This is a genomic window from Brevundimonas sp. (genome assembly GCF_047617075.1).
Classification (GTDB): domain Bacteria; phylum Pseudomonadota; class Alphaproteobacteria; order Caulobacterales; family Caulobacteraceae; genus Brevundimonas.
In genome coordinates this window covers 15,967-42,086 of sequence record NZ_JBLGCI010000020.1, presented here as the reverse complement: position 1 = coordinate 42,086, position 26,120 = coordinate 15,967, and the positions used below count along the sequence as shown (strand labels likewise).

Here is a 26,120-nt window from a genome sequence, read left to right as displayed (position 1 = left end):
GGTCGCCCGGCTGGTGGCGGGCGCGGCCTACGGCGCCTCGGCCTCGGTCAAGACATCCTCGCCGCTGTTCTATGTGCACTGGGAAATGGAGCCGGGCGTCCGCTCCGCCCCGCCCCCGGGCCGGGGCGCCGGCGGCATGAGCGAGCGGGCGGTTTTCGTGGCGAGGGGCTCCATCGAGATCGGCGACCGGGTGCTGCACGCCGGTCAGATGGCGGTGCTGGAGCCCCACGCCGAACCCACAATCAAGGCGCTGGAGAAAGCCTCGGTCATGCTGCTGGGCGGCGAGCCGGTCGGCCCGCGCATCATCTGGTGGAATTTCGTCTCGTCCAGCCAGGCCCGCATCGACCAGGCCAAGGCGGACTGGAAGGCCGGCCGCATGACCCTGCCCTCCGAGGATTCGCTGGAGTTCATCCCCCTGCCCGAGGAACCCACACCGCCGAAGCCGGAACCGACCCACCCGGTGTGAACCCGCCGGGCGCGAAAGCCGCGGCCCTGGCCGCTTGCGGGGCGCCTGCGGGCCGGTCTATGGCTATGGCTGCGGGACGGGCCCCTCTGGCGCGGTCTTTGTGACCACGTGATGTCGGACCGCATCGGGCGCTGCCCGGTGACGATGGCCTGTCTTCGCCTTCGGCGCCGCGCGTTCGATCCCCATCCCACGCTTTCGCGAGACCGCCCATGCCCCTTCTGATGTGTCCCAACGACAACGCGCCAATGCAGACCGTGGAGCGCTCCGGCGTCCAGTTCGACATGTGTCCCACCTGCCGGGGTGTCTGGCTGGACCGGGGCGAGCTTGAGAACCTGATGTCCGCCGCCGTCGCCGACGCGCCGCCCGCCCAGGCCGCCCCGCAGGCGGCCGCGCCCCAGGCCCCGTGGTCCCAGCCCGCGCCCCGCCAGGCGCCCCCGCCCCAGCAACATGGCTATGGCGAACGGGGCGAGTATGGCGAACGGGGGGAACGCGGCGAGTATGGAGAGCGCGGCGAATACGGCCACGGCGGCTACCGCCGCAAACGCCCCAGCATCTTCGATATCTTCGACTGAGGCGTCAGGCCGCCAGTCCGGCCGCCTTCATCAGCGGCCGCAGCGGCGCCAGCGCTTCCGGCTCGGCCGACAAGGCCGCGCGCGCGTCGGGCGTCTTGAAGATGCGGATGGCCTCCGCCTTCGCGCGATCGGCGACGGGGCCGAACGGCGCGGTCTCGCCGCCCGCCAGCTTGAGCAGGACGGACAGTCGGCGCACCGGGGGTAGGGGCGATCGGGTGATCTGGGCGATCAGCTTCGCGTCCGCCTCGATCATTCCGGCGACGCCGCCGATCCGCCCGCTGATCTCTTCCTCGTCCTTCTCGCCCAGGGCGGCGGCGCGCACGCCCCTCTGGACCTCGGCGAGCGCGGCCAGGCGCTGGGCGGCCAGATTCGGCGGCCCGCCGCGCAGCTCGGTCTCGAAACGCAAGGCCCCGACGCAGGCTGACAGCCAGCGCGCGGCCGCTCGCTTGTTGGCGCCCCCCGTCACGTTTTCGCAAAGCCGGACCAGCGCCATGGCCTCGTCCACGGCCCCGCTGCACCCGGCCGCATAGGCGCCGACGAAATCCGCAGTCACCAGACTCTTCGACCGCTGAACGAAGGCGTCCTGAACCTCTTCCAGAGACAGCAGCCGTCCCGTGGTCGCGGTCAGGGCCATGGCCAGGGTGCGCAGAATGGCGATCTCGCCTGCCGGGTCGCCGGGGCGCAGGCGGCGGGAACTCTTCAGCTCCCGGATGACCTCGCGCGCCATGGCGGCGGCCAGCAGCCGGAACTCGCCCGCCGCCAGCCGCTTCGCCAGCCGCTGGGCCGGGCCGTCCACCGGCGGCACCTGCGCCGCCAGTCGCGGCTCCATGCGGATCAGCGCCTCCATCTCGTTGGGCGCCACCATGCGCACGATGGCCGCCATGGCCCCGCCCAGATCCAGCGAAGGCCCCAGAATTTCGGCCCGGCGCGGCGGGGCGGCGAACAGCTCGCAAAGGATCTGTTCGACGGCCACCAGCACCATGGCGCGCGGCGCGCCCTCGGCCGGCGCCGCGTCCACCATGTCCATCATGCGCTCCAGACGGGCTCGCCCGCCGGTGATGTCCTTCAGCGCGCCGCACACGGCCCCGCCCATCAGGAAGGCCCGGTCAGCATGGCCTTCCAGCCTGGCGGCCAGATCGGCCACAGACGCGCCTTCCGCGTTCAGATCGGCGAACAGGGTCTTGCGCCCGGCTTCGATGATCCGCTCGGCCGTGGCCTGCACCAGCTTCTGATAGTGGCGGATCAGGTCATGCACGGGTTGGCCGGTGGCCTGGCTTTGCGGCACCGCCACCTTCTGCACCGCATGCTGGAGCTCCACGCCGGAAGCCTCCAGCACCTCCGCCAGATCGGGCCGGTGCAGCAGTTCGAACGGCGTCGCCTGGCGCCGCTTCAGCCAGTCCTCCAGCACCCGTCCGATGACCTCGCGCGCGTGGGGCGCATACAGATCCTGCGGCGTCATGCAGTTGGACGGCTGGTCGTCGTGCCGAACGATGGGTTTCCGCTTCACCTCGGGCGCGCCGAGGGTCAGGACGGTGATGCTCTGGAACTCCATGGTCTGGGGGTCCAGGGTCTCCTTGGTCACGCGCACGGCGGCGGCGCGCTTGTCCGCGAGCAAATCCTCGGCCGTCTCGATCGCGTGCTTCCGGTTCTCCGTGGCCTGCAACAGGCTCCAGGAATCCGGGGGCGTCTTGCGGATATAGATCTCGTAGTGGACCGGACCGGCCATTCTAGCCTCGGAAAGTGCGTTTCTTCGCCATCATGCCGCCAAGGCTTTAAGGTCGCGTGAAACGGCGGGCGGAAACGAACGCCAAAACGAACGGTTACGCTTGCCGTGCGTTCAGGGGTGTCAAGTTTCGCCGCGCCGCACTATCTGTAGAAGACCGCGCGCCCCGGCCCGCATGAGGAGACACCATGGCCAACATCACCCTGGTCGATGACGACGAGAACATCGTCGCGTCCGTTTCGATGGCGCTGGAAAGCCACGGCCACAAGGTGACCGCCTATCACGACGGCGCCTCGGGTCTGGACGCCCTGGAGTCCAGCCCGCCGGATCTGGCCATTCTGGACGTGAAGATGCCCCGCATGGACGGCATGGAGGTGCTGCGTCGGCTGCGCCAGACCTCGACCCTGCCGGTGATCATTCTGACGTCCAAGGACGAGGAGATCGACGAGATCCTCGGCTTCAACCTCGGCGCCGACGACTACATCCACAAGCCGTTCAGCCAGCGCCTGCTGATCGAGCGGGTCAAGGCGCTGCTGCGGCGTTCCGGAACCGAGGCGGAAGAAGGCGACAGCCCCGGCGACGTGGCCGGACGCGCCATCAAGCGCGGCAAGCTGAGCATGGACCCCGCCCGGCATGAGTGCACCTGGGAAGGCCGCCCCGTGAAGCTGACGGTCACCGAATTCCTGCTGCTCCAGGCCCTGGCCCAGCGTCCGGGCTTCGTGAAGAGCCGCGACAATCTCATGGACGCCGCCTACGACGATCAGGTCTATGTGGACGACCGGACCATCGACAGCCACGTGAAGCGGATGCGAAAGAAGTTCCGCGTGGTCGATCCCGAGTTCGACGCAATCGAGACCCTGTATGGCGTCGGATACCGATACAGAGAAAGCTGACCGTCCGCAGGGCGCCGGCTCGCTGTGGGCGGCGCGACTGAGCGCCATGCGGCGGCGCATGGCGGGTTCACGGCTGGGCGGCCTGATTCTGGCCCTCAACCTGCTCAGCCTGCTGATTCTGTTCGTGGGCGCCCTGCTGCTCAACGAGTGGCGCCGCAATCTGGTCGAGGCCCGGCTGGAGTCCCTGACGTCCCAGGCCGAACTGCTGGCCAATGTGCTGGGCGAGCTGGGCATCACCCAGGGCGAGCCCACGCCCTATCTGGACACCTTGGCCGCGTCCCAGTGGCTGCGCGACAATTTCATCCCGCCTGGCCAGCGGGTGCGCCTGTACGATCAGAACGGCCTTCTGATCATCGACAGCTACACCGTCACCGAACAGATACCGGGCAGCGCGCTTGAGCCGGCGCTTCCCGCCGGGACCCCGCCGCCGCCGCCGCCCGACCCCCAGGCCGAAAGCCTCCGCGCCGACCGGGCGCGTCAGGTGCTGGCCGACGAGGTGTCCCGCGCCCTGGACGGCGCGCCCCAGTCCACCGTCCGGCGCTCCGAAATGGGCGAGCGGGTGGTTTCGGTCTCGTTGCCCGTGCGCCATGTCCGCGACGTGCTGGGCGTCCTCACTATCGAGGCCGGCGACGTGGACGAGACCCTGGACGCCCAGCGCCGGGCCTTGATGCCCTTCGCCTTCGTCGCCCTGGCGGTGTCGCTGCTGACCTCGCTCCTGATCCATCTTTTCGTGGCTCGTCCCATCCTGCGGTTGTCGGCGGCCGCGCATCAGGTGCGTCTGCAGCGGGCCCGGGCCATCTCCCTGCCCGATCTGGAGGAGCGCAAGGACGAGATCGGCGATCTGGCCCGCTCGCTGGAGACCATGACCGCCACCCTCTCCGACCGCATGGACGCCATCGAGCGGTTCGCGGCGGACGTCAGCCACGAGATCAAGAACCCCCTGACCTCCATCCGCTCGGCTCTCGAGACCCTGGAGCTGGTCAAGGATCCGAAGGACAAGGCTCGCCTCACCGCCCTGCTGCAACAGGATGTGGGGAGACTGGACCGCCTCATCACCGACATCTCCAACGCCTCGCGCCTGGACGCGGAGCTTTCCCGCGATCGCCCACGAACCGTGAATCTGTCGAAGCTGCTGTCGGATATCGCGGGGGTCTATCAGGCCACCGAAAGAGCCGGCGATGTGACCGTGCGTCTGGAAGACGGGCTGGACGGGGCCGCCCGGGTCGTGGGCCGCGAAGGTCCGCTCGGCCAGGTGTTCCGCAATCTGATCGACAACGCGCGCTCCTTCAGCCCGCCCGACCATGCGGTGCGCGTCACCGTGGACCGGCAGGGCGAGCATGTTCGGGTGCGCGTCGAGGACGACGGCCCGGGCATTCCGCCTGACAATCTGGAGACCGTCTTTCAGCGCTTCTACACCTCGCGGCCCAAGGGCGCGGCCTTCGGCGGCAACTCGGGCCTGGGCCTGTCCATCGCCCGCCAGATCATCGAGGCCCACGGCGGCGTCATCCATGCCGAGAACCGCACGGACGACACCGGCGCCGTCCTGGGCGCGCGCTTTGTGGTCTCCCTGCCGCGCGCCGGTCTCGGCCTGAAAGCCAGACCCCGCAATGGCGGCGAAGGCGTCAATGACTGAGCTGATGCACGCCTGCGCCGCCGCCCTTCGTCTGCCGGGACGGGGCTGGAGCGGCGTGCTCCTGAGCGGCCCGTCCGGCGCGGGCAAGAGCGATCTGCTGCTGCGTCTCGTCAACGGCGGCTGGCGGGCGGCGGCCGATGACTATGTCCACGTCTGGTCCAGCGACCACAGGCTCTATGCCCGGGCGCCGGAGCGGATCGCCGACCGTATGGAGATCAGGGGCCTCGGGATAACGCCCACGGCGGCGCTGCCCTTGATCCGCGTCGATCTGGTCGTCCGTTGCGGGGACGATCCGCCTGAACGCCTGCCCGAGCCCGCATTCCAGACCGTGGCGGGCGTGCGCGTCCCGGCCATCGACATCCAGGCGCTGCACGCCTCCGCGCCCGCCCGGCTCGCCGTCGCGTTGAGGACCCTTGGAGCCGGAGGCCCTTTGGCCTATTGAAGCCGGTCTGGTCGCCGGACCCGCGGGAAAAGCGGACGAGGCCGGGCGACACGGGCCGCAGCGGCCCGGCGGGGGCGCGAAGTTTCGTGAGGCGTTTCATGGCCACGTTTGCCATTCCATCAACGATCGGGGCCGTGTTCCCGTGATCGGCCTGGTGATCGTCACCCACGGCGGACTCGCCACCGAATTCCTGTCGGCCATGGAGCATGTGGTGGGCCCCCAGAAGGGGACCGCCGCCATCTGCATCGGCCCCGATGACGACATGGAGCGTCGCCGTCAGGACATCGTCGACGCCGCCGCGGCGGTGGACGAGGGCGAGGGCGTCATCCTGCTGACCGACATGTTCGGCGGCACCCCCTCCAACCTGGCCATCTCGGTGATGGAGCAGACGAAGGCCGAGGTCATCGCCGGGCTGAACCTGCCCATGCTGATCAAGCTGGCCAGCGTGCGCGGCCGCGAAAGTCTTGAGTCCTGCGTGGCCCACGCCCAGGACGCGGGCCGCAAATACATCGCCGTGGCGTCCTGGGTTCTGGCGGGCGAGAAATGAGCGAAACGGCCAGCGTCACCGTCGACATCTGCAACGCGCGCGGCCTGCACGCCCGCGCCTCGGCCAAATTCGTCAAGCTGGCCTCGGGCTTCCAGTCCGAAGTCACGGTGACCCGCGAAGGCGTCACCGTGGACGCCCGCTCCATCATGGGGCTGTTGATGCTCGGCGCCGGTCAGGGCTGCCCCATCGAGATCGCCGCCGAAGGCCCCGACGCCGCCGAAGCCGTCGCCGCCCTCAGCGACCTGGTCGGCTGCCGCTTCGAGGAAGAGCAGTAGGGCCGGATCCGGCCGGTCTGTTGTTTTTCAGGAACAAGGAAGGCGCCTGGTGGAGCCGAGGGGAGTCGAACCCCTGACCTCGTCATTGCGAACGACGCGCTCTACCAACTGAGCTACGGCCCCGTGCCGGGGTTCCAGGCGAGGGCGCGACATAGGCGGGGCGGCCCTGTGGTGTCAATAGAATCCCGCGCCCCCGGACGCGGATCGCCGGAAGGGTTTGGCGCGGACGGCGAAGACCGCTAGAAGCGGCCGGGTAGTCCTTTGGAGTTCTGAGCGCGGCATGGCCGGTTTCATCTGTTTCATCGTCGGCGCGGTGCTGACGCTGCTGTTCTGGGCGATCATCATCAGCGCCATCATGAGCTGGCTGTTCGCCTTCGACGTGATCAACTACCGCAACCGGTTCGTGGCCCAGATCGCCGGCTTCCTGGACCAGGTGACCGGACCGCTTCTGGCGCCCCTGCGCCGCGTCATCCCGCCGCTGGGCGGCATCGACGTCACCCCGATCATCGTGCTGCTGGTGCTGCGCGGGGCGCAGCTCTATCTGCTGCCGCCGTTCTGCATGCTGCTGTACGACGTCCTGCCCTTCTGACGAGGGCGACTTTCTCACGACCGGGAGGAAATTCGACTTTTCCTGCCTGTCCAGACGCGCTTTGATGCTTCCTGCTTCCAGATCGGGAAACGCAAGGGGCTGAAATATCCATGATTTCTCATCGCATGCGGGGTCGAAGCCTCGCACTGGCGGGCTGTGCGCTCGCCGCCATGACCCTGTCCGCCTGCGCCACCACCGGCACCGCTGACCCCAGTGACGAAACGGCGTCCGCGACCACCGACCAGCGCGCCGAGCTGCCGCGCGGTCTGGACGGCGCGGCCAATCCCGACCCCTTCCCCTCCACCTATCAGCCCCTGCCGCGCCGGGACGCCGCCATCGTCGGTGCCACGGTCTTCACCGCCGCCGGCGATCGCATCGAGAACGGCGTGGTCATCATGACCGACGGCCGCGTGGCCGCCGTGGGCGGCGCCGACACCCCGGTGCCCCAGGGCCATCAGGTGATCGACGCGCGCGGCCGCTTCGTGACGCCGGGTCTGATCGACGTGCACACCCATCTGGGCGTCTATCCGTCGCCGGGCGTCATGGGCATGTCCGACGGCAACGAGGCCACCAGCCCCAACACCGCCTATGTCTGGTCCGAGCATTCGGTCTGGCCGCAGGATCCCGGGTTCAACACCGCCCGCGCCGGCGGCGTGACCACGGTCCAGGTGCTGCCCGGCTCGGCCAATCTGTTCGGCGGTCGCTCGGTGACCCTGCGCAATGTGCCTTCGGTGACCATGCAGGGCATGAAGTTCCCCGGCGCGCCCTACGGCGTGAAGATGGCCTGCGGAGAGAACCCGTCGCGGGTCTATGGCTCGCGCAACCAGAGCCCGGCCACCGGCATGGGCAATGTGGCCGGCTATCGCTCGGCCTTCATCGACGCCCAGAACTACGCCCGCCGCTGGAACGAGTGGCGCGAGAACGGCGAAGGCGCGCCCCCCAACCGCGACCTGCGCCTCGAAACCCTGGCCGGGGTGCTGGACGGCTCCATCTCGGTGCAGAACCACTGCTACCGCGCCGACGAAATGGCGGTGATGATCGATATCGCCGAGGAGTTCGGCTACTCCATCAGCACGTTCCACCACGCCACCGAGGCCTACAAGGTGGCCGACATGCTGGCCGAGAACGAGATCTGCGCCGCCATGTGGACCGGCTGGTGGGGCTTCAAGATGGAGGCCCTGGACGCCATTGAGGAGAACGTCGCCTTCGTCGACGCGCCCGAGAATAGCTGCGCGGTCATCCACTCGGACGATGACACCCTGATCCAGCGCCTGAATCAGGAAGCCGCCGCCGCCCTGTCCGCCGGCCGCCGCGCCGGGCTGGACCTCAGCGAGGAGGACGCCCTGCGCTGGATCACCATCAACGCCGCCCGCGCCATCGGCGTGGAGGACGAGACCGGCTCGCTGGAGCCGGGCAAGCGCGCCGATGTGGTGATCTGGGACGTGAACCCGTTCAGCATCTACGCCCGCGCCCAGCAGGTCTTCATCGACGGCGCCCTGACCTACGACCGCAACGACCCGGCCTATCAGCCGCGCACGGACTTCGAACTGGGCCAGCCCGGCCAGCCCAACACCGTGGGAGGCGCCCAATGATCCGCCGCAACCTCTTCAGCGCCATGGCGGCGTGCGCCCTGGCCCTCGCGGCCGCGCCCGCCACGGCCCAGGAAACCGTCGCCATCACCAATGGCCGCATCCTGACCGGCTCCGGCGAGATCGCCTCGGGCACGGTGGTCATCTCGGGCGGCCGCATCAGCGCCGTTGGCCCCGACGCCGCGGTTCCCGCCGGCGCCCGGGTCATCGACGCCGCGGGCCGGGTGATCACGCCCGGCATCGTGGCCGTGGATTCCGGCATCGGCAGCGGCGAGGTCTCTTCGGTTTCCGGCACCAACGACCTGCGCCAGTCCAGCAACACCCTCAGCGCCGCTTTCGACGTGTCGCGCGGACTGGACCCGTGGTCCATCACCATTCCTGTGGCCCGTCTCGGCGGCGTCACACGCGCGGTGGTCATGCCCCAGCATCCGGGCTCGTCCAGCGGTCATGTGCATGAGCATGAAACTGCGGGCGCCGGGGCCGGCGGCTATCACACCCCCGGCCTGTTCGCGGGTCAGGCTGCGGTGGTGCATCTGGGACGCGGGACCGACATTCTGGTGCGCTCAAACGTCGCCATGGTCGCGCCCTTCGGCGAGGCCGGGGCGGGTATCGCCGGCGGCGCGCGCGGGGCCGAGTTCACCCTCTTCCGCGAAACCATGGCCGAGGTCCGCCTCTACGCCCGCAACCGTCAGGCCTACGAGCGGGCCGGCCTGCGTGATCTGTCCCTGTCGCGCGCGGATCTGGAGGCCCTGATCCCGGTGGCCGAGGGCCGCATGCCGCTGGTGGTCACCGTCCACCGGGCGGCCGACATCCTGCAGGTGCTGCGTCTGGCCGATGAGGAGAACATCCGCATCATCCTGGACGGCGCCGAGGAAGGCTGGCTGGTGGCCCCGCAAATCGCGGCGGCGAACGTTCCGGTGCTGGTGAATCCCCTGGCGAACCTGCCCTCGAACTTTCAGGTGCGGGCCGCGCGGCAGGAGAACGCCGCCCGCCTGCACGCGGCGGGCGTGACCATCGCCATCAAGCCCGGCGGCTCGGCCCACCGGGCCCGTGACGCCCGCTACAACGCGGGCAATGCGGTGGCCAACGGCCTGCCGTTCGAGGCCGCCATCGCCGCCATCACCGTCAATCCGGCGCGCATCTTCGGCCAGGAGGGCTTCGGCGCCCTGGCCGTGGGACAGGCGGCGGACGTGGTGGTCTGGTCCGGCGACCCGCTGGAGCCGCTCAGCCAACCCGAGGCGGTGTTCATCGCCGGCGTGGAGCAGCCGCTTCAGGCCCGGAATCTGGAGCTGCGCGATCGTTACCACCCGAACCGTGACCGCACCCGGCCCCTGGCCTACAGCCCGCGCTGAACCTTGCGATCACGACCTTCAAAGGGCGGCCTTCCGGGGCCGCCCTTTTCGTTTGAGCACGCGCGAAAATACGCCGCAGGGGGGATTAAGCCTCGAATAACCATTCCGGGAGCAAGGATATGTCCATTCTTGCTGCGGGTTCGAATCCGCTCTTATTTTTCAGGACGTTATTCGTGTCCGACGATATTCTAACCCAGCGCATGGCCTTCATGCGCCTCGCTGAACCGTCAGCGGCCTACAAGACCATGGAGCCCATACTGCGTCAGGCGCTGCCAGACGCCCTGGGCGCCTTCTACGCCCAGATCGAACAGACCCCGCAGGTGCGGCGCTTTTTTTCTGATCCCGGCCACATGCAAGCGGCCCGCGCCGCCCAGGCGCGCCACTGGGACGCCCTGATTCAGGGCCGGGCCGACGCGGACTACGCCGCCTCGGTCCGCATCATCGGTCAGGTTCACGCGCGCATCGGCCTGGAGCCGCGCTGGTACATCGGGGGCTACAGCCTGATCCTGGCCGGCCTTATCAAGGCGATCTCGGCCCGCCCGCGAAAGGCCCTGTCCGGCGCGGTTCATGAAGCAAGAACAGCCGAGGCGGTGGCCGAACTGACCCAGCGCGTGATGCTGGACATGGACCTGGCCATCTCCATCTATCTGGAGGCGCTTCAGACCGAGCGGGATCGCGTCGCCGCAGAGCAGCAGGAAGCCGAGGCGCGCCAGACCCAGGTCGTGGCGGCCCTTGGATCGGCCTTGAAGGCCCTGGCCGCCGGGGATCTGTCCGTCTCCATCGGCCAGCCGTTCCCCGAAGAGTATCGCTCGCTGAGGGACGACTTCCACACCGCCGTCGGCGCCCTGGAGGCCGCCATGGCGGGGGTCGTGGAAAGCGCCGCCTCCCTGTCCTCGGCGTCCGCCCAGCTGGCCAGCGCCTCTGACGATCTGTCGCTTCGCACCGAACAGCAGGCGGCGCATCTGGAGCGCACGGTCGCCACGGCGGATGAAATCGCCCGCGCCGTCTCCCAGACCGCGTCGGACGCCGCCCAGGCGGCGGGCGCCGCAGGCTCCACCCGCCGCGAGGTGGAGCAGGGAGTCGCGGTCGTAGCCCAGGCCCGCACGGCCATGGAGGCGATCCGCGCCTCGTCGGAAAACGTGGCGGGCTTCGTCAGCCTGATCGACGAGATCGCCTTCCAGACCAATCTTCTGGCCCTGAACGCGGGGGTCGAGGCGGCGCGCGCCGGCGACGCCGGCCGGGGCTTCGCCGTGGTGGCCTCCGAAGTGCGCGCCTTGGCCCAGCGGTCGGCTGAGGCGTCCGGAGAAATCCGCGATCTGATCCGCCGGTCCGGCGAACAGGTCAGCGAAGGCGTGCAGCTGGTTGAGCGCACCGGTCAGGCGCTGGAGCGCATCGACACCCAGGTGGCCAGCGTCGATGGCCTGGCCGAGGCCATGGCGTCCTCGGCCCGGCGTCAGGCGGACGATCTGGCGCAGGTGAAATCCGCCTTCGCCCAGATGGACTCCATCACCCAGCAGAACGCCGCCATGACCGAACAGGCCACCGCCGCCACGCGCCAGATGGCGGGCGAGGCCGACGGCCTCAATCGTCAGGTCAGCCGCTTCCGCCTTCGCGGGCGCACCGCCGCCTCCGAGCTGCGGCTGGCGAGCTGACGATTGCGGGTTCATCCCTGACGCGGGCGCTGCTAAGCCCGCGTCAGAGGAGGCCCGCCATGAACGCACCTGTCCGCATCCAGGACCTGTCCATCCCGCGCCACGACTGGACGCTGGACGAGGTGGAGGCCCTGTTCGCCCGGCCCTTCATGGAGCTGGTGTTCGACGCCGCCACGGTGCACCGGCGCTGGTTCGACCCGTCGCAGGTGCAGCGCTCGCAGCTGCTGTCGGTCAAGACCGGCGGCTGCGCCGAGAACTGCGGCTACTGCAGCCAGTCGGCCCACTTCAAGACGGGGCTGAAGGCCGAAAAGCTGATGGACCCGCAGGTGGTGATCGCCGAGGCCATGGCGGCCAAGGCGGGCGGCGCGGACCGCTTCTGCATGGGTGCGGCCTGGCGCGAGCTGAAGGACCGCGACCTGCCGAAACTGGCTGCCATGATCGGCGGGGTGAAGGCCCTGGGGCTGGAGACCTGCGCCACCCTCGGCATGCTGACGGCGGACCAGGCCAAACAGCTGAAGGACGCCGGGCTCGACTACTACAACCACAACCTGGACACCGGGCCGGAGTACTACGCCGAGGTGGTCACCACGCGGACCTATCAGGAGCGCCTCGATACGCTCGAGCATGTCCGCAACGCGGGCATGTCCACCTGCTGCGGCGGCATCGTCGGCATGGGCGAGAGCCGCCGGGACCGGGCGGGCCTGCTGCACGCCCTGGCCACCCTGCCCGAGCATCCCAACAGCCTGCCGGTCAACGCCCTGGTCCCGGTCACGGGCACGCCGCTGGGCGAGCGGGTGATGCGCGAGGGCGAGATCGACCCCATCGAGTTCGTGCGCACCGTGGCGGTAGCCCGCATCGTCTGTCCGAAATCCATGGTCCGCCTGTCCGCCGGGCGCGAGGGCATGAGTCCGGAAATGCAGGCCCTGTGCTTCCTGGCCGGCGCCAACTCCATCTTCGTGGGCGGCAAGCTGCTGACCACGCCGAACCCGGAGGAAGACGAGGACGCGCGCCTGTTCGCCCTGCTGGACCTGAAACCCTATATTTCCGCCGAGCGCGTAACGCCGGATTAAGCGGCGCCGTGGCAGGATGCGGCCATGGATCGTCGCGCCCTCATCGGACTGGCTCTTGTCGCCGCCTCGGCCGGATCGGCTGCGGCGGGCGCGCCCGCATCGGACGAGGGCGGGCCGCCGCCCAACAGCTACATAAACCTGAACAGCATCAACGGCTCGGTCGTCCGCGCCAACGGGCGTCGGGGCGTGTTCTCCGTCGATGTGGGCATCGATGTGCCGGATCTGGAACTGCGCGCCACAGCCGCCGCCGCGGGCCCGCGCCTGCGGTCCGAGCTGTCCCAGGCGGTCCAGCGTTTCGCCGCCGCCCTGCGCCCCGGCGAGCCGCCGGACGTGCTGCGTCTGTCCAGCGACCTGCAATTCGCCGTCAATCAGGCCCTGGGCCGTCGCGGCGCCCGCCTTCTGCTGGGCACGGTGATGGTGGTCTGAGCGGCTACTGCGCCGACATGCCGCCGTCGATCTTGAACTCGGCGCCCGTGATGAATTTGCTCTCGTCCGAGGCCAGATAGACCACGCACCAGGCCACGTCGTCCGGTTCGCCGATCCGCTTCAGCGGGATGCCCCGCGCCAGCTTTTCGTGGGCCACGGCCTCGTCGCCTCCGGCCATGGCTGTGAACGGGTCAAGGATGCCGGTCTTGATGAACACCGGATGCACCGAGTTGGACCGCACCCCGTTGCGGGCCTTGGCGCACTCCAGCGCCACGGTTTTTGAGAACAGCCAGACCGCCGCCTTGGAGGCGTTATAAGGCCCCATGCCCGGCGCCGCCGTCAGCCCGGCGATGGACGAGATATTGACGATCGAGCCCCGCCCCGACTTCGCCAGATGGGGCATGGCGTGCTTGCAGCCCAGCATGACGGACTCGACGTTGATGGCCTGCACGCGCCGCCAGGCGTCCAGATCGGTTTCCACCACCGGCTTCAGATCGCCGCCGATGCCCGCATTGTTCACCAGCACCGACAGCCCGCCCAGATCGGCGACCGCCCGGTCGATCACCGCGATCCACTGGCCCTCGTCCGTAACGTCGTGGGCGTAGGCGTAGGCCGCGCCCGGGTGCTCGGCGTTGATGACCTCGGCCAGCGCCCGCGCCCCGGCCTCGTCGATGTCCGTCAGGGCCAGCTTCGCGCCCTCTTCCGCCATGCGCCGCGCCATGGCCTGTCCCAGACCGCCCGCCGCCCCGGTGATCAGCGCGATCTTTCCGTCCAGACGCCCGCTCATTTCACACCCATCTGCGAGGCGACGCCGTCCATGAACCCGGCCATCTCCACGTCCAGCCCCGTGACCCCGTCGGCGTCATGGGTGGTCAGCAGCGCCTCGACCCGGTTGTAGACATTGGACCACTCCGGATGGTGGTCCATCTTGTCCGCCTTCAGAGCCACACGCGTCATGAAGCCGAAGGCCGCGTTGAAGTCCTCGAACACGAATTTGCGCACGATGGCGTCCCGCTCACCGGGCGCCCGGGCCCAGCCCGGCAGTCCTTCCAGAGCCTTTTCAGCCCCGATACGTTCAGCGGCCATGACAACCCTCCCTATTCCGCTCATCCCCGCGAACGCGGGGACCCAGTTCTGTCCAGCGTGGCGCCGGCGCTTCAGGACAAGCGACTAATCATGTTCCGTCCCGCTGCAACACCCAAATCACTGGATCCCCGCGTTCGCGGGGACGAGCGGGAGAGGGTGCGTGCGCGATTATGCGGCGGTGACGGCGCGCCCCGCACCGGCTAAAGCGATGCCATGACCGAGCCAGCGCAAAAGACCTCATCCTTCGGCTTCCGCGACGTGGACGCGCGCGAGAAGGTCCAGCTGGTGCGCGGGGTGTTCGATTCCGTGGCCTCCAACTACGACCTGATGAACGACCTGATGAGCGGGGGCGTGCACCGGCTGTGGAAGGACGCGGCCGCGGCCAAGCTCAATCCCCGTCCCGGCGAGCGCATCCTCGACGTGGCCGGCGGCACCGGCGACATGGCCCGCCGTTACTCGAAAATGGCCCGCCGCGCCCAGCAGCGTCTGGGCGGCGCCGACGCCGAGGTCATGGTGCTGGACTACAACGCCGAGATGATCATGGCGGGCGTCGCCAAGGGCGGCGAGCCGGAGATGACCTGGACCGTCGGCGACGCCATGAATCTTCCCATGCCCGACGCCAGCGTGGACGCCTATTCCATCAGCTTCGGCATCCGCAATGTGGCCGACATCCCCCAGGCCCTCAGCGAAGCCCGCCGCGTGCTGAAACCCGGCGGCCGCTTCCTGTGTCTGGAGTTCTCCCGCCCCACCGCCGAGCCCATCCGCAAGGCCTACGACCTGTGGTCCTTCAACGCCATTCCCGCCATCGGCGGCTGGGTGGCCAAGGACCGGGACAGCTACCAGTATCTGGTGGAAAGCATCCGCCGCTTCCCCGACCAGCAAACCTTCAAGGCCATGATCGAGGACGCGGGCTTCAGCCGGGTCACCGTCACCAACCTGTCCGGCGGGGTCGCGGCCATCCATCACGGCTGGGCCCTCTGACCGTGCCCTTCGATCCGTCGCCCGAGACCGCCGCTCCCCTGCCAGCCGTGCGGGTGCGCGACCCCATCGGGTCGTTCCTGCGGCTGCAGGGCTGGCTGTGGGTGCTGATCCGTCACGACGCCCTGGCCCCGCGCGAGATCACCCCCCTGCTGCCCGCCTGGGCCCGGCTGATCGCCCTCTTCCTGCACCTGTTCGCCGGGCCCCAGGCCAGGGCCGGCCGCCCCGGCCAGCGTCTGGGCGCCGCCTTCGAGCATCTGGGCCCCGTGGCCATCAAGCTGGGCCAGGTGCTGGCCACCCGCGCCGACATCTTCGGGACCGAGTTCGCCCGCGACCTGGGCCGGCTCAAGGACCGCCTGCCGCCCTTCCCCATCGATCAGGCCCGCCGCGAGGTCCAGCGCTCGCTGGGCCGCCCGGTGGAGGCCCTGTTCACCGATTTCCAGCCCGCCATCGCCGCCGCCTCCCTGGCCCAGGCGCACCCGGCGTATCTGGCCGACGGCCGCAAGGTGGCGGTCAAGGTGCTGCGCCCCGGCGTGGAGCGCCGCGTGGCCCTGGGCCTCGACGCCATGCGGCTGGGCGCCAAGCTGACCCGCCGCTTCGTGCCCCTGCTGCGCCGTCTGGAGCCCGAGGCCTTCGTGGAGACCATCGCCCGCGCGCTTCAGCTTGAACTGGACATGCGGCTCGAGGCCGCCGCCGCCAGCGAGCTGGGCGAGATCATGGCCCGCGCCGGCCACATGACCGCCCCCGCCGTCATCTGGGACGGGGTGGGCAAGCGGGTCCTGACGCTGGAGTGGGCGAACGGCCTGCCCATGACCGACCCCGCCGCCGCCGAACAGCCGGGGCTGGACAAGAACCAGCTGGCCGACAACATCGTGCGCGCCTTCCTGTCCCAGGCCCTGGACCACGGCGTCTTCCACGCCGACCTGCACGAGGGCAATCTGTTCTGCTCGGCCCCGGCCCAGGCGGTGGCGGTGGACTTCGGCATCGTCGGCCGCCTCGGTCCCGGCGAGCGCCGCTACCTGGCCGAGATCCTGTGGGGCTTCCTGACCCGTGACTATCCCCGCATCGCCCGGGTCCATTTCGAGGCCGGCTATGTGCCCCCCGTCCATTCGGTGGAGACCTTCGCCCAGGCCCTGCGCGCGGTGGGCGAGCCGGTCATCGGCAAACAGGCGTCCCAGGTCTCCATGGGCCGCCTGCTGGGCCAGCTGTTCGAGATCACCGACCTGTTCGACATGCACCTGCGCCCCGAACTGATCCTGCTGCAGAAGACCATGGTCTCGGTGGAGGGCGTGGCCCGCCGCCTCAATCCCGACCACGACCTGTGGGAGGCCGCCAAGCCCGTGGTGGAGCAATGGATCCAGCGCGAGCTGGGCCCCAAGGCCAAGGCCCGCGACTTCATGCAGGAAGGCCTCGACACCCTGCGCGCCCTGTCCAAATGGGCTCAGGCCCCCCACGCGCCCCAGACCCTCGTCATCGAGCGCCGGGTCGCCGCCCGCTGGCCCGCCGTGCTATCAGTGGTCGCCGCCATCGGGGCCGCCGTCGCCCTGATCCTGTCCACGGGCGTCCTGTCGTAAGCCCAGCCGGAGCACAGCCATGAAGCCGATCCTGTTCGCCGCCGCCCTGACCCTCGTCCCCGCCGCCGCCATGGCGCAAGACAATCACGGCGACCACGCCGCCCATGCGCAGACTGAAGCGTCCGCCGAAGAAACCATGCTGCGCACCACCATCGCCGCCATGCAGGCCGGAACCCCCAACTACGACGACATGGGCCCCGAGCTGGCCGAGGCCGTCCGCGCCGGCGAGGCCTCCATCACCCCCATGATCCAGGGCTTCGGCGCCCTCCAGACCCTCGAGCACCAGGGCGAAGTCCAGGGCGCCCAGCACTACCGCGTCACCTTCGAAAACGCCGCCACCGACTGGTTCATCGCTCTCGGCGACGACGGCAAGATCGCCGGTCTGGTGTTCCGCCCGGCGGGGTGAGGGGGTTTCGAGGCTTGCCGCACCGGGCGACCCGGCGCCGGAGAGAATTTTCGTCGCCGGGCCTGGGCGGCGGTTGCGGCTAGAGGCAGCAGCCAGCATCGTGACGGCATGATTTCCAAAAAGGCCCGTTACGCGCTCCGCTCGCTGATCTTTCTCGCCGAGCGCCATCCGCGACCCGCATCGATCGCCGAGATCGCGGCGGGCGCGCGATCGCCGCGCAAGTTTCTGGAGACCATTCTTCTGGAGCTGAAGCTGGACGGGATTCTGGACAGCCGGCGCGGCCGCATGGGCGGGTATGAACTGGCGCGGCCGGCGTCGGAGATCACGATCGCGGACATTCTGCGATCCATAGACGGCCCACTGGCCCTGGCGCCTTGCGCCTCGCGCACGGCGTTCAAGCCCTGCGACGATTGCACCGACATTGATAACTGTCGGATTCGACACATCCTTCTGGAGGGGCGAGACGCTTTGGCGGCCATTCTGGAGGCGCGCAAGCTCTCGGACCTGATAAAGGCTTCCGGCGCTCTTGAAGAACTGACCTGAGATCACTTTTCAGAGACTGCGGTCGTATTCCTACTTGTCTGATAGGAATTAATCTGCCCCCTTGAAGGCCAGTTTGCGAGGGGGACGAGATGCTGAACCCGATGTGGTCTTTTGCTTGTGGGCCACGCAGACGACGGGGGGCGACGGCCGCGGCGGCGCGAGCGAACTGACCACAAGCTTCTGAACCCCCGGCGGCGCCGCGCGGCGCGCAACAGAGAGCACGACTTCATGCAAAGCTTCGCCGTCATCGGCGCCGGATTCAGCGGTCTTCTGACCGCTCTCCACCTCCTGAAGGCGCCGCATGCCCAGGTCACCCTGATCGAGCGCTCCACCTCGTTCGGCACCGGGGCGGCCTACGCCACCGGCAATCCGGATCACCTGCTGAATGTCCGGCTGGGCAATATGAGCGCCTTTCCGGATGAGCCGAACCACCTCATCGACTGGCTGGCGACCCACAGTCAGTGGACCGTGCAGGACGGCTTCATAACGCGGGGCGTTTACGGCGAGTATCTGCGCAGCCTCCTGGCGGAGGCCATGGCCGATGAGGGCGCGGGCAATCGGCTGACCCTGCTGCGGGGAGAAGCGGTCGATCTGGAGCCCCGGGCAGGCGGATGGTCCGTCGTTCTGGATGACGGGTTCAGGGTCGAGGCGGACGCGGCGGTGCTCGCCCTGGGCAATATCGAGCCCATGACGCCGCCCGGCATCACGCCGGCGCTTGAGGAAACCTGGCGCTATGTGGGCGATCCCTGGCGCGCCGCCGCCAGCCTGCCGTCGTCGGCTCATCGCGTGCTCATGATCGGGTCGGGCCTGACCATGGTGGATGTGGCCATGAGTCTGCGAAGTCAGGGGCGTAAACTCCTGTCGATTTCGCGCCGGGGTCTGTTGCCGAGGACCCATGGCGCGACGCCTGATCCGTCTGACGCCGTGCAGTACGCCGGCAGCCCGGTTCAGGTGCTGCGAGAGGCGCGTCGACGGACGACAAGCCGGGAATGGCGCGACGTGGTGGATGAGGTTCGCCGCTCCGCCCGCGGTCTCTGGCGCGCTTGGTCGCCACAAGAGCGCGCCAGCATTCTGCGCCATCTGCGCCCGCACTGGGATGTTCACCGCCACCGCCTGTCGACCATGGCGGCGGGACAAATTCACCAGATGATCGCCGGCGGAGATCTCGCCGTTCTCGCAGGGCGTGTCGTCAGCCTTGATCTGGAAGGGGACGCGGTGACCCTCACCTGGCGGCCCCGCGGGGCGCAGCGAACGGCGACACGACGTCTGGACGCCGTCGTCAATTGCACAGGTCCGCTCGGCGACATCCGGCAGAGCCGGTCGCCCCTGATCCGCAATCTTCTGGCGCGAGAACTGGTCACCCCCGATCCCAATGGCCTGGGCATCCATGTCGACGAACACTGCCAGCCTCTGGCCCTCTCGGCCGAACCCACTCCCGCCCTCCATGCCGTCGGCCCTCTGACGCGGGGGACATTCTGGGAGATCACCTCTGTCCCGGATTTGCGAATCCAGGCCGCAGAAGTCGCGGCCCATGCCTCGCGGCAGGAAAATCGATCAGCCCCGATGTGGGCCCCGTCCGCGGCGCCCCCCTCCCAAAACCGTCACATCCCGCTTGGATAATCCCGACCTTGGCCGTAAGACTCCGGCCGGGACGGGGGACAATCCATGAGCTTCAGTGTCGTCGCGCTATCCGCGCTCGTGCTGTATTCGCTGGGCTCGATCGCATACGTCTATCGCTGGCGCGGGCGCACCCGCTGGGCCGGGCCGACCCAGTATCTGCGCAAGTCCTGGCCCCTCTTCGCGCCGTTGAACTGCATCCTGTACATGTGCACCCGCCCCTGGGCGCGGGGGCCGGTGACGGCGGCGGAGCGGGTGCCGAACCTGGCCCTGCTGCGGGACAACTGGCAGGTGATCCGCGACGAGGCCCTGGCCCTTCAGTCCGGCGGCGCCTTCGAGGCGGCCAAGGCCGAGGGCTCGGCCGGCTCCTACGATCTGGGCTTCCGCACCTTCTTCAAGCGGGGATGGAGCAAATTCTATCTGACCTGGTACGGCACCACCCACCGCTCGGCCCAGCGCACCTGTCCGCGCACCGTGGCCCTGCTGAACCAGATCCCCGAGGTGAAGGGCGCCATGTTCACGGTGCTGCCCGCCGGGTCCGAACTGACCCTGCACGCCGATCCGCTGGCCTGTTCCCTGCGCTATCATCTGGGCCTGCGCACGCCCAACGCGGACGCGTGCATGATCGAGGTGGACGGGGTGCCCGTGTCGTGGCGCGACGGCCAGGACTTCATCTTCGACGAGACCTATCCCCATCAGGCCCGCAACGACACGGGCGAGAGCCGCCTGATCCTCATGTGCGACGTGGCCCGGCCCCTCAATGTCTTCGGCCGGGTGTTCAACGCCGGTTACCGCCGTCTGGCCGCCGGAACCCTGGTGCCCAATACGGATGAGGACCAGCGCGGCTTCGTCAGCGCCCTGTTCGCGTCCCTGGCGCCCGTCAGCGGCCGGATTCGGGCCCTGAAACAGACCGACGTCCGCCGCTACAAGCTGATCAAGCACACGGTCAACGCGACCCTGCTCATGGTGGTGATGGCGGGGGCTTACGGCCTGTTCCAGCTGGCCGAGTTCGCCGCCGACGTCCTGATCTGATCGCAGGGCCCAACCCCAAAAAACCCGTCATCCTCGGGCTTGTCCCGAGGACCCATCGCGGCCTCAGCCACGGCTTGCGGTCGGTTTCACCGTTCAGCGCAAACTCGCCGGCGTTCGCGCCGCCGTTCCCGTGGGCCCTCGGGACGAGCCCGAGGGTGACGGCGTGTGGGAAGCCGCCTCAGTCCGACAGGTTGGGCCGTCCCCGCGCCGCCTTGATCTTGGACCGCCCGGCCTTGGCCTGAAGCCGCCGTTCCTTGGACCCCTTGGTGGGCTTGGTGCGGATGCGCTTCACCGGCGCCACGCGGGCCTTTTCGATCAGGGCGTTCAGACGCTCGACCGCGTCGTCCCGGTTGCGCTCCTGGGTGCGGAAGCGGGTGGCGGTGATGACGATGACCCCCTCGGTGGTCAGGCGCGATCCCGCCGCCTTCATCAGCCGCGCCCGCACCGCCTCGTCCAGCGACGGGGAATTGGCCGCGTCGAAGCGCATGTGCACGGCGGTGGACACCTTGTTGACGTTCTGCCCGCCCGGCCCGCCCGCGCGGAAATACCGGAACTCCAGCTCGTCCTCGGGCACGAGGGGTTCGGTCATGGGTTCATCCTCGCACGTCCCACCTCAATACATCCGTCATTCCCGGCCTTGTGCCGGGAATCCATAAGCACGGACCTGTCCGGGCGCGCCTTGCCCTGTCGGCGCGTATGGATCGCCGGGACAAGCCCGGCGATGACGAAGACGGCGGCGTTCAACCGCATGATTTCGGACTCCCGCACACATGGACCCGCCGCCCCGGCTCCATAAACATATAAAGACATCCTTATATGTTTGTTGCCCCGCGCGTCCTGGACCGCTATAGCGCGCTCAAACCTTCAAGACACGTCAGGAACGCACATGGCCGACTACATCGTCCGCGACATCTCCCTCGCCGACTGGGGCAACAAGGAAATCGAGATCGCCGAAACCGAAATGCCGGGCCTGATGGCCCTGCGCGAGGAATACGGCAAGGCCCAGCCGCTGAAGGGCGCGCGCATCGCCGGCTCGCTGCACATGACGATCCAGACCGCCGTGCTGATCCAGACGCTGGAAGCCCTGGGCGCCGACGTGCGCTGGGCCTCGTGCAACATCTATTCGACCCAGGACCACGCCGCCGCCGCCATCGCCGCCGCCGGCACCCCGGTGTTCGCCACCAAGGGCGAGACGCTGGAAGAGTACTGGGACTACGCCCACAAGATCTTCGAATGGTCCGACGGCGGCTATCCCAACCTGATCCTGGACGACGGCGGCGACGCCACCCTGCTGACCGTGCTGGGCCCCAAGGCCGAGAAGGACGCCTCGGTTCTGGACAATCCCCAGAACGAGGAAGAGGAAGCCCTGTTCGCGGTGATGAAGCGGTACCTGAAGGAGAAGCCCGGCTTCTATTCGGCCATCCGCGACGCCATCAAGGGCGTGTCGGAAGAGACCACCACCGGCGTTCACCGCCTGTACGAGCTGGCCAAGAAGGGCGAGCTTCCCTACCCGGCCATCAACGTCAACGACAGCGTCACCAAGTCCAAGTTCGACAACCTGTACGGCTGTCGCGAGAGCCTGGTGGACGCCATCCGCCGCGGCACCGACGTGATGCTGTCGGGCAAGGTGGCCGTGGTCTGCGGCTACGGCGACGTGGGCAAGGGCTCGGCCGCCTCGCTGCGCCAGGGCGGCGCCCGGGTCATCGTCACCGAGATCGACCCCATCTGCGCCCTGCAGGCGGCCATGGAAGGCTATGACGTCCAGACCCTGGACGACGTGTGCGACAAGGCCGACATCTTCGTCACCGCCACCGGCAACAAGGACGTGATCACCGTCGATCACATGCGCCGGATGAAGATGAACGCCATCGTCTGCAACATCGGCCACTTCGATTCCGAGATTCAGGTCGCGGGCCTGAAGAACATGAAGTGGGACGAGATCAAGCCGCAGGTGGACCACGTGGAGTTCCCGAACGGCAACAAGATCATCCTGCTGTCCAAGGGCCGCCTGGTGAACCTGGGCAACGCCACGGGCCACCCGTCGTTCGTCATGTCGGCGTCCTTCACCAACCAGACCCTGGCCCAGATCGAGCTGCACACCAATCTGTCGGCCTACCAGAACCAGGTCTACGTCCTGCCCAAGCATCTGGACGAGAAGGTCGCGGCCCTGCACCTGGACAAGCTGGGCGCGAAGCTGACGGTGCTCAACAAGGAGCAGTCCGACTACATCGGCGTGCCGACCGAGGGCCCGTTCAAGCCGGACCACTACCGCTACTGATCGCTTCGCCGATCAAGCAAAAGGCCCGCCTCCTGCCGGAGCGCGGGCCTTTTCTTTGATCCGAAGGGAAGCGGCCTACTGCGGCCGGGCGTGGATCACGATCTCCGTGCGCCGCCGCAGGGGCTCGGCCAGACCGCCGTCGGTGGTGGCGCCCGCGTCGCCCGCCGCCGACAGGGTGAAGGTCGGGCTGGGCCAGCCGGCCGCGATCAGGGCGTCGGCCACCGTCCGCGCGCGCCGCTCCGACAGGGTCAGGTTGCTGGCCGCGTCGCCGGTCGAACTGGCCAGACCGATCACGTCCACGCCCTCGATCCGGCACCCTTGCAGCCGCTCGCCGGTCAGGGCGATCATCTGCTGCGCCGGCCGCGCGATGCGCGCCTCGCCTTCCTCGAAATAGATATCCAGCCGCTGCTCGGTGCAGCCCGCCGTGTCCGCGATCAGCTCCGACCGCTCCCGGAACAGCCCGCCCGACCCGCAGGCCGAAACCGTCATGGCCACCCCGACCACCGCAATGCTCAAACGCTTCATGCACAGCTCCCACAGGATGCGGCCGGAGATCCCGGCGCGCGAAAAAGGGCGGCCCGCGCCGCGAGCCGCCCTTATCTAGTCCGCTTCACCCGAAGGGCGGAACAGGCTTACCAGCGGACGCGCGTGCCATCTTCCCAATAGCACTCGGTCTGACGGTTGTCGTAGCAGTAGTAGTACTGGCCGTTGGCGGCGCGATAGCGCTGCTGATTCCGGCGGTCCTGCGAGGAGCCGCGAATGGCGCCCACAGCGCCGCCGATGGCCGCGCCGGCCACGGTGGCCTCGGTGTCGCCGCCGATCAGCTGGCCGGCGGCAGCGCCGATAGCAGCGCCGATGGCGCCCTGGCGGACGGTCTGATTGGTGTTGCCGTACGGGTCGCTGGCGCAGGCGCTGGCCAGCAGTCCGGCGCCGGCGACGGCGATCATAATCTTCTTCATTGGATGTCCCTTCGGTCCTTGGTCAGTCGCCCCCGAGGCGAGAACGCTGGATCGCTGCACAGGTTCCCGCTCTATGATCATGGTCAAGGTTGCGTTAAGCATTATGAATAGCGTCCCGCTGAGGCGGGTTTCGTTCAGTGACGGCGTCGTCTCGCCGTAGCGTCATGGGGGGTTTCATGCGTTTTTCCGAGCCGGTTCGTATGTCTGATGATGACGGAGGGCCTGTCTGGGCCCGCAACAAGCGTCGCCGGGGCAGCCCGCCTGTGGTGGGATTCATCGTCACCTTGCTGGCGCTGTTCGGCGCCCTGACGGCGGTGCTGGGCATCAAGGAGCGCTCGGTCGCAGAAGGCGGAGCCACCATCGATGGCTGGATCACCGCAGGCTGGGATCAGATCAAGGAACTCACCGGCCAGGCTGACGAGGCCACGGATGAGGCCTTGTCGGAAACGGCGGAGGCCGCCGGCCGCGCCGGCGCCGCCCTCGGCGAAGGCGCCGAGAACGCCGCCCGGGAGCTTCAGCCGGAATAGGCCCGCCGCTTTGCACGACATCCCAGGCGGCGCACCGCAAGCGGAGCTGGAACGCGGGCGCGTGTTGGGCGTTCGGCCCGGATGACGGACACGCTGGGCGCGCCACCCGAAAAACAGTTGCCGGAAGATCAGGGGGCGCCCGCCGAGCGCCGCCCCATGACGCGCCACGCTCAAATCAGCCGGGTGGTGGTTCTGGTCAATCCCATGTCCGGGGGCGTCGGCGCCAATGCGGCCACCGAGGCCGAGGAACTGATGGCGGGATTCGCCTGTGAGTCCGAGGTCGTGCTGCTGGAAGGCGAAGGCATGGATCATACCATAGACAAGGTCTTGTCCAGCGCGGCCGATCTGGTGGTGGTTCTGGCCGGGGACGGCACGGCGCGGGCCGTGGCTTCACGCGCCGGCGCTGACGGGCCGCTGGTGGCGCCCCTTCCGGGCGGCACCATGAACATGCTGCCCAAGGCGCTGTACGGGACGACCGATTGGAAGAAGGCTCTGAGCGCCATTCTCGAGGACGGAGAGCCTCAGTATGTTTCCGGCGGAGAGGTAGACGGCAATGCGTTCTATTGCGCCGCCATTCTCGGCGCGCCCGCCCTGTGGGCCCCGGCGCGCGAGGCGTTGCGCGGCGGCAAGCTGAAACTGGCCCTGACCCATGCGCGCCGCGCCTGGCGCAGGGCCTTTTCGGGCCGGATACGCTTCGATCTGGACGGCGGCCCGCGCCAGCGCGCAGAGGCGCTGGTCCTGATCAGCCCGATGATCTCGCGCGCGCTGGAGGAGCCCGTCGGCCTGGAGGCCGCAGCCATGAACCCCCACGACGCGTCGGATGCGTTCCGCCTGGCCGCCCACGCCCTGTTCGATGACTGGCGCCACGACCCGGCCGTCAAGACGCAACCGGCGCGCCGGATCCACGTGTCAGCCCGCTCGCGGGTGCCGGCGGTGCTGGACGGAGAGCCGATCCTGCTGCCTGCCGACAGCACGGTGCGGTTTCTGCCCAAGGCGTTCCGCGCCCTGGCGCCGCGCCCGCCCGCCGCCCAGGACAGCGTATGATGGCGCGCCGCATGGCTGAACGCGGCTGATGGGTCGAGTCCTCCAGTTCTCCGACGTTCATTTCGGGCGCGAGCATGCGGACGCCGCTGCGGCTGCGGTGGACTACGCCCACGCCACACCCAACGATCTGGTCCTGATCACCGGCGACATCACCCAGAACGGCTATACGGCCGAGTTCGAGGCGGCCGCACGCTGGATCGAGGCCATGCCAACGCCGGTCTTCGTCACGGTGGGCAATCACGACGTGCCCTACTGGAACGTGCTGGACCGGTTGTTCTGGCCCTGGCGGCGGTTCGAGCGCGCCACGGGGCATCCAGCCCATGATCACGAGTTCCGCAGCGACGGCCTGATGGTGCGCGGGGTCACCACCGCGCGGGGTTGGCAGGCAAGGCTGAACTGGTCAAAGGGCGTCATCGACCTGGACCAGACGCGCCGCGCCGCAGAGGCCCTGCGGGCGGCGCCCGGCGGCGCCTTGCGCATTCTCGCCTGTCATCATCCGCTTGTGGAGATGATCGGCACGCCCATGACCGGCGACGTCATTCGCGGCGAGGCGGCGGCGCACATATTCGCCGAAGCCGGGGTGGATCTCATCACCACAGGGCACACGCACCAGCCCTTCGCCTTGCCGCTGCAAGTGGGCGATCGCTGCTCCTATGCCGTGGGTTGCGGGACCCTGTCCCACCGCGAGCGCGGCGCGCCGCCCAGCTTCAACCGCATCGACTGGGACGAAGAGGCTGTCACCGTCACCGCCATGGCGTGGGAGAAGGGCGCGTTCGTGGACAGCCGCGCATGGACCCTGCCACGTCGCGGCGGCGCAAGGTAAAAAGGCCGCAGGAGCGATCCTGCG

General features: G+C 68.8%; 29 protein-coding genes and 1 tRNA gene. 23 read left to right on the top strand and 7 right to left on the bottom strand.

What is annotated here, in order from left to right:
* Both ACI8U3_RS14645 and ACI8U3_RS14640 read left to right on the top strand, forming a co-directional pair.
* Positions 1-466 (top strand): pirin-like C-terminal cupin domain-containing protein (locus ACI8U3_RS14645; protein ID WP_415015608.1); only part of this gene is annotated, 466 nt, incomplete at its 5' end.
* A 209-nt stretch (positions 467-675) separates the two neighbouring features.
* A complete protein-coding gene (locus tag ACI8U3_RS14640; RefSeq protein WP_415015607.1) occupies positions 676-1,038 on the top strand; it encodes a zf-TFIIB domain-containing protein in 363 nt (120 codons plus the stop codon).
* A 4-nt stretch (positions 1,039-1,042) separates the two neighbouring features.
* Here the strand turns inward: ACI8U3_RS14640 and ACI8U3_RS14635 are convergent, their stop codons facing one another.
* On the bottom strand, positions 1,043-2,764 hold the full coding sequence (locus ACI8U3_RS14635) for a hypothetical protein (protein WP_415015606.1): 1,722 nt from the start codon (positions 2,762-2,764) through the stop codon (positions 1,043-1,045).
* 185 nt (positions 2,765-2,949) lie between these two features.
* On the opposite strand from ACI8U3_RS14635, the gene ACI8U3_RS14630 reads away from it, so the two are divergent.
* From ACI8U3_RS14630 to ACI8U3_RS14610, 5 genes are all read left to right on the top strand, one after another.
* Positions 2,950-3,654, top strand: coding sequence for a response regulator transcription factor (locus ACI8U3_RS14630; RefSeq protein ID WP_415015605.1), 705 nt, complete (start codon positions 2,950-2,952; stop codon positions 3,652-3,654).
* 58 nt (positions 3,655-3,712) lie between these two features.
* Entirely contained in the window at positions 3,713-5,287 is a 1,575-nt protein-coding gene (locus ACI8U3_RS14625) for an ATP-binding protein (RefSeq protein ID WP_415015604.1), read from the top strand.
* Positions 5,280-5,729 (top strand): HPr kinase/phosphorylase, encoded by a 450-nt coding sequence (locus tag ACI8U3_RS14620; protein WP_415015603.1) that lies wholly within the window; start codon positions 5,280-5,282, stop codon positions 5,727-5,729. Before ACI8U3_RS14625 ends, ACI8U3_RS14620 begins: the two co-directional genes overlap by 8 nt.
* 142 nt (positions 5,730-5,871) lie before the next feature.
* Positions 5,872-6,276, top strand: a complete 405-nt coding sequence (locus tag ACI8U3_RS14615; protein WP_415015602.1) for a PTS sugar transporter subunit IIA — start codon at positions 5,872-5,874, stop codon at positions 6,274-6,276.
* Entirely contained in the window at positions 6,273-6,551 is a 279-nt protein-coding gene (locus ACI8U3_RS14610; protein ID WP_415015601.1) for an HPr family phosphocarrier protein, read from the top strand. Before ACI8U3_RS14615 ends, ACI8U3_RS14610 begins: the two co-directional genes overlap by 4 nt.
* Before the next feature lie 47 nt (positions 6,552-6,598).
* Here ACI8U3_RS14610 and ACI8U3_RS14605 read toward each other — a convergent pair.
* A tRNA-Ala gene (locus ACI8U3_RS14605) sits at positions 6,599-6,674 on the bottom strand.
* 157 nt (positions 6,675-6,831) lie between these two features.
* Between ACI8U3_RS14605 and ACI8U3_RS14600 the strand changes: the two genes are divergently transcribed.
* From ACI8U3_RS14600 to ACI8U3_RS14575, 6 genes are all read left to right on the top strand, one after another.
* Positions 6,832-7,140, top strand: coding sequence for a YggT family protein (locus tag ACI8U3_RS14600; RefSeq protein ID WP_415015600.1), 309 nt, complete (start codon positions 6,832-6,834; stop codon positions 7,138-7,140).
* 125 nt (positions 7,141-7,265) lie between these two features.
* Positions 7,266-8,732: an amidohydrolase gene (locus tag ACI8U3_RS14595; protein WP_415015599.1), complete on the top strand. Its 1,467-nt coding sequence runs from the start codon at positions 7,266-7,268 to the stop codon at positions 8,730-8,732.
* Positions 8,732-10,081: an amidohydrolase family protein gene (locus ACI8U3_RS14590; protein ID WP_415015610.1), complete on the top strand. Its 1,350-nt coding sequence runs from the start codon at positions 8,732-8,734 to the stop codon at positions 10,079-10,081. Before ACI8U3_RS14595 ends, ACI8U3_RS14590 begins: the two co-directional genes overlap by 1 nt.
* Positions 10,082-10,254: 173 nt before the next feature.
* Positions 10,255-11,733, top strand: coding sequence for a globin-coupled sensor protein (locus ACI8U3_RS14585; RefSeq protein WP_415015598.1), 1,479 nt, complete (start codon positions 10,255-10,257; stop codon positions 11,731-11,733).
* Between the two features lie 59 nt (positions 11,734-11,792).
* Complete coding sequence (bioB, locus tag ACI8U3_RS14580; protein ID WP_415015597.1) at positions 11,793-12,803, top strand: biotin synthase BioB; 1,011 nt, start codon at positions 11,793-11,795, stop codon at positions 12,801-12,803.
* Positions 12,804-12,827: 24 nt separating this feature from the next.
* Positions 12,828-13,229 (top strand): Tat pathway signal protein, encoded by a 402-nt coding sequence (locus tag ACI8U3_RS14575; RefSeq protein WP_415015596.1) that lies wholly within the window; start codon positions 12,828-12,830, stop codon positions 13,227-13,229.
* 4 nt (positions 13,230-13,233) lie between these two features.
* Here the strand turns inward: ACI8U3_RS14575 and ACI8U3_RS14570 are convergent, their stop codons facing one another.
* Together ACI8U3_RS14570 and ACI8U3_RS14565 are read right to left on the bottom strand one after the other, a co-directional pair.
* Positions 13,234-14,016: an SDR family oxidoreductase gene (locus tag ACI8U3_RS14570; protein ID WP_415015595.1), complete on the bottom strand. Its 783-nt coding sequence runs from the start codon at positions 14,014-14,016 to the stop codon at positions 13,234-13,236.
* On the bottom strand, positions 14,013-14,315 hold the full coding sequence (locus ACI8U3_RS14565) for a 4a-hydroxytetrahydrobiopterin dehydratase (RefSeq protein ID WP_415015594.1): 303 nt from the start codon (positions 14,313-14,315) through the stop codon (positions 14,013-14,015). The genes ACI8U3_RS14570 and ACI8U3_RS14565 overlap by 4 nt, the downstream gene beginning before the upstream one ends.
* Before the next feature lie 213 nt (positions 14,316-14,528).
* On the opposite strand from ACI8U3_RS14565, the gene ACI8U3_RS14560 reads away from it, so the two are divergent.
* From ACI8U3_RS14560 to ACI8U3_RS14535, 6 genes are all read left to right on the top strand, one after another.
* On the top strand, positions 14,529-15,296 hold the full coding sequence (locus ACI8U3_RS14560) for a class I SAM-dependent methyltransferase (RefSeq protein WP_415015593.1): 768 nt from the start codon (positions 14,529-14,531) through the stop codon (positions 15,294-15,296).
* Positions 15,297-15,343: 47 nt separating this feature from the next.
* On the top strand, positions 15,344-16,867 hold the full coding sequence (gene ubiB / locus ACI8U3_RS14555) for a 2-polyprenylphenol 6-hydroxylase (RefSeq protein ID WP_415015609.1): 1,524 nt from the start codon (positions 15,344-15,346) through the stop codon (positions 16,865-16,867).
* A gap of 19 nt (positions 16,868-16,886) precedes the next feature.
* On the top strand, positions 16,887-17,273 hold the full coding sequence (locus ACI8U3_RS14550; RefSeq protein WP_415015592.1) for a hypothetical protein: 387 nt from the start codon (positions 16,887-16,889) through the stop codon (positions 17,271-17,273).
* 108 nt (positions 17,274-17,381) lie between these two features.
* Entirely contained in the window at positions 17,382-17,816 is a 435-nt protein-coding gene (locus ACI8U3_RS14545) for an RrF2 family transcriptional regulator (RefSeq protein WP_415015591.1), read from the top strand.
* Positions 17,817-18,044: 228 nt separating this feature from the next.
* A complete protein-coding gene (locus ACI8U3_RS14540) occupies positions 18,045-19,436 on the top strand; it encodes an FAD/NAD(P)-binding protein (protein ID WP_415015590.1) in 1,392 nt (463 codons plus the stop codon).
* Positions 19,437-19,481: 45 nt separating this feature from the next.
* Positions 19,482-20,465, top strand: coding sequence for an aspartyl/asparaginyl beta-hydroxylase domain-containing protein (locus tag ACI8U3_RS14535; protein WP_415015589.1), 984 nt, complete (start codon positions 19,482-19,484; stop codon positions 20,463-20,465).
* 178 nt (positions 20,466-20,643) lie between these two features.
* Here ACI8U3_RS14535 and arfB read toward each other — a convergent pair whose 3' ends face one another.
* Positions 20,644-21,054: an alternative ribosome rescue aminoacyl-tRNA hydrolase ArfB gene (arfB, locus tag ACI8U3_RS14530; RefSeq protein ID WP_415015588.1), complete on the bottom strand. Its 411-nt coding sequence runs from the start codon at positions 21,052-21,054 to the stop codon at positions 20,644-20,646.
* A gap of 297 nt (positions 21,055-21,351) precedes the next feature.
* Between arfB and ahcY the strand changes: the two genes are divergently transcribed.
* Positions 21,352-22,743 (top strand): adenosylhomocysteinase, encoded by a 1,392-nt coding sequence (gene ahcY / locus ACI8U3_RS14525; RefSeq protein ID WP_415015587.1) that lies wholly within the window; start codon positions 21,352-21,354, stop codon positions 22,741-22,743.
* A gap of 75 nt (positions 22,744-22,818) precedes the next feature.
* Here the strand turns inward: ahcY and ACI8U3_RS14520 are convergent, their stop codons facing one another.
* Positions 22,819-23,268, bottom strand: coding sequence for an OmpA family protein (locus tag ACI8U3_RS14520; RefSeq protein ID WP_415015586.1), 450 nt, complete (start codon positions 23,266-23,268; stop codon positions 22,819-22,821).
* 107 nt (positions 23,269-23,375) lie between these two features.
* A complete protein-coding gene (locus tag ACI8U3_RS14515; RefSeq protein WP_415015585.1) occupies positions 23,376-23,702 on the bottom strand; it encodes a YMGG-like glycine zipper-containing protein in 327 nt (108 codons plus the stop codon).
* Positions 23,703-23,902: 200 nt separating this feature from the next.
* Between ACI8U3_RS14515 and ACI8U3_RS14510 the strand changes: the two genes are divergently transcribed.
* The 3 genes from ACI8U3_RS14510 (at position 23,903) to ACI8U3_RS14500 (ending at position 26,096) form a co-directional block, all read left to right on the top strand.
* A complete protein-coding gene (locus ACI8U3_RS14510) occupies positions 23,903-24,229 on the top strand; it encodes a hypothetical protein (protein ID WP_415015584.1) in 327 nt (108 codons plus the stop codon).
* Between the two features lie 81 nt (positions 24,230-24,310).
* Positions 24,311-25,273 carry a diacylglycerol/lipid kinase family protein gene (locus tag ACI8U3_RS14505; RefSeq protein WP_415015583.1) on the top strand — a complete coding sequence of 321 codons (963 nt, stop codon included), beginning with the start codon at positions 24,311-24,313 and terminating at the stop codon, positions 25,271-25,273.
* A gap of 28 nt (positions 25,274-25,301) precedes the next feature.
* On the top strand, positions 25,302-26,096 hold the full coding sequence (locus ACI8U3_RS14500) for a metallophosphoesterase family protein (protein ID WP_415015582.1): 795 nt from the start codon (positions 25,302-25,304) through the stop codon (positions 26,094-26,096).
* The last annotated feature ends 24 nt before the right edge of the window (positions 26,097-26,120 follow it).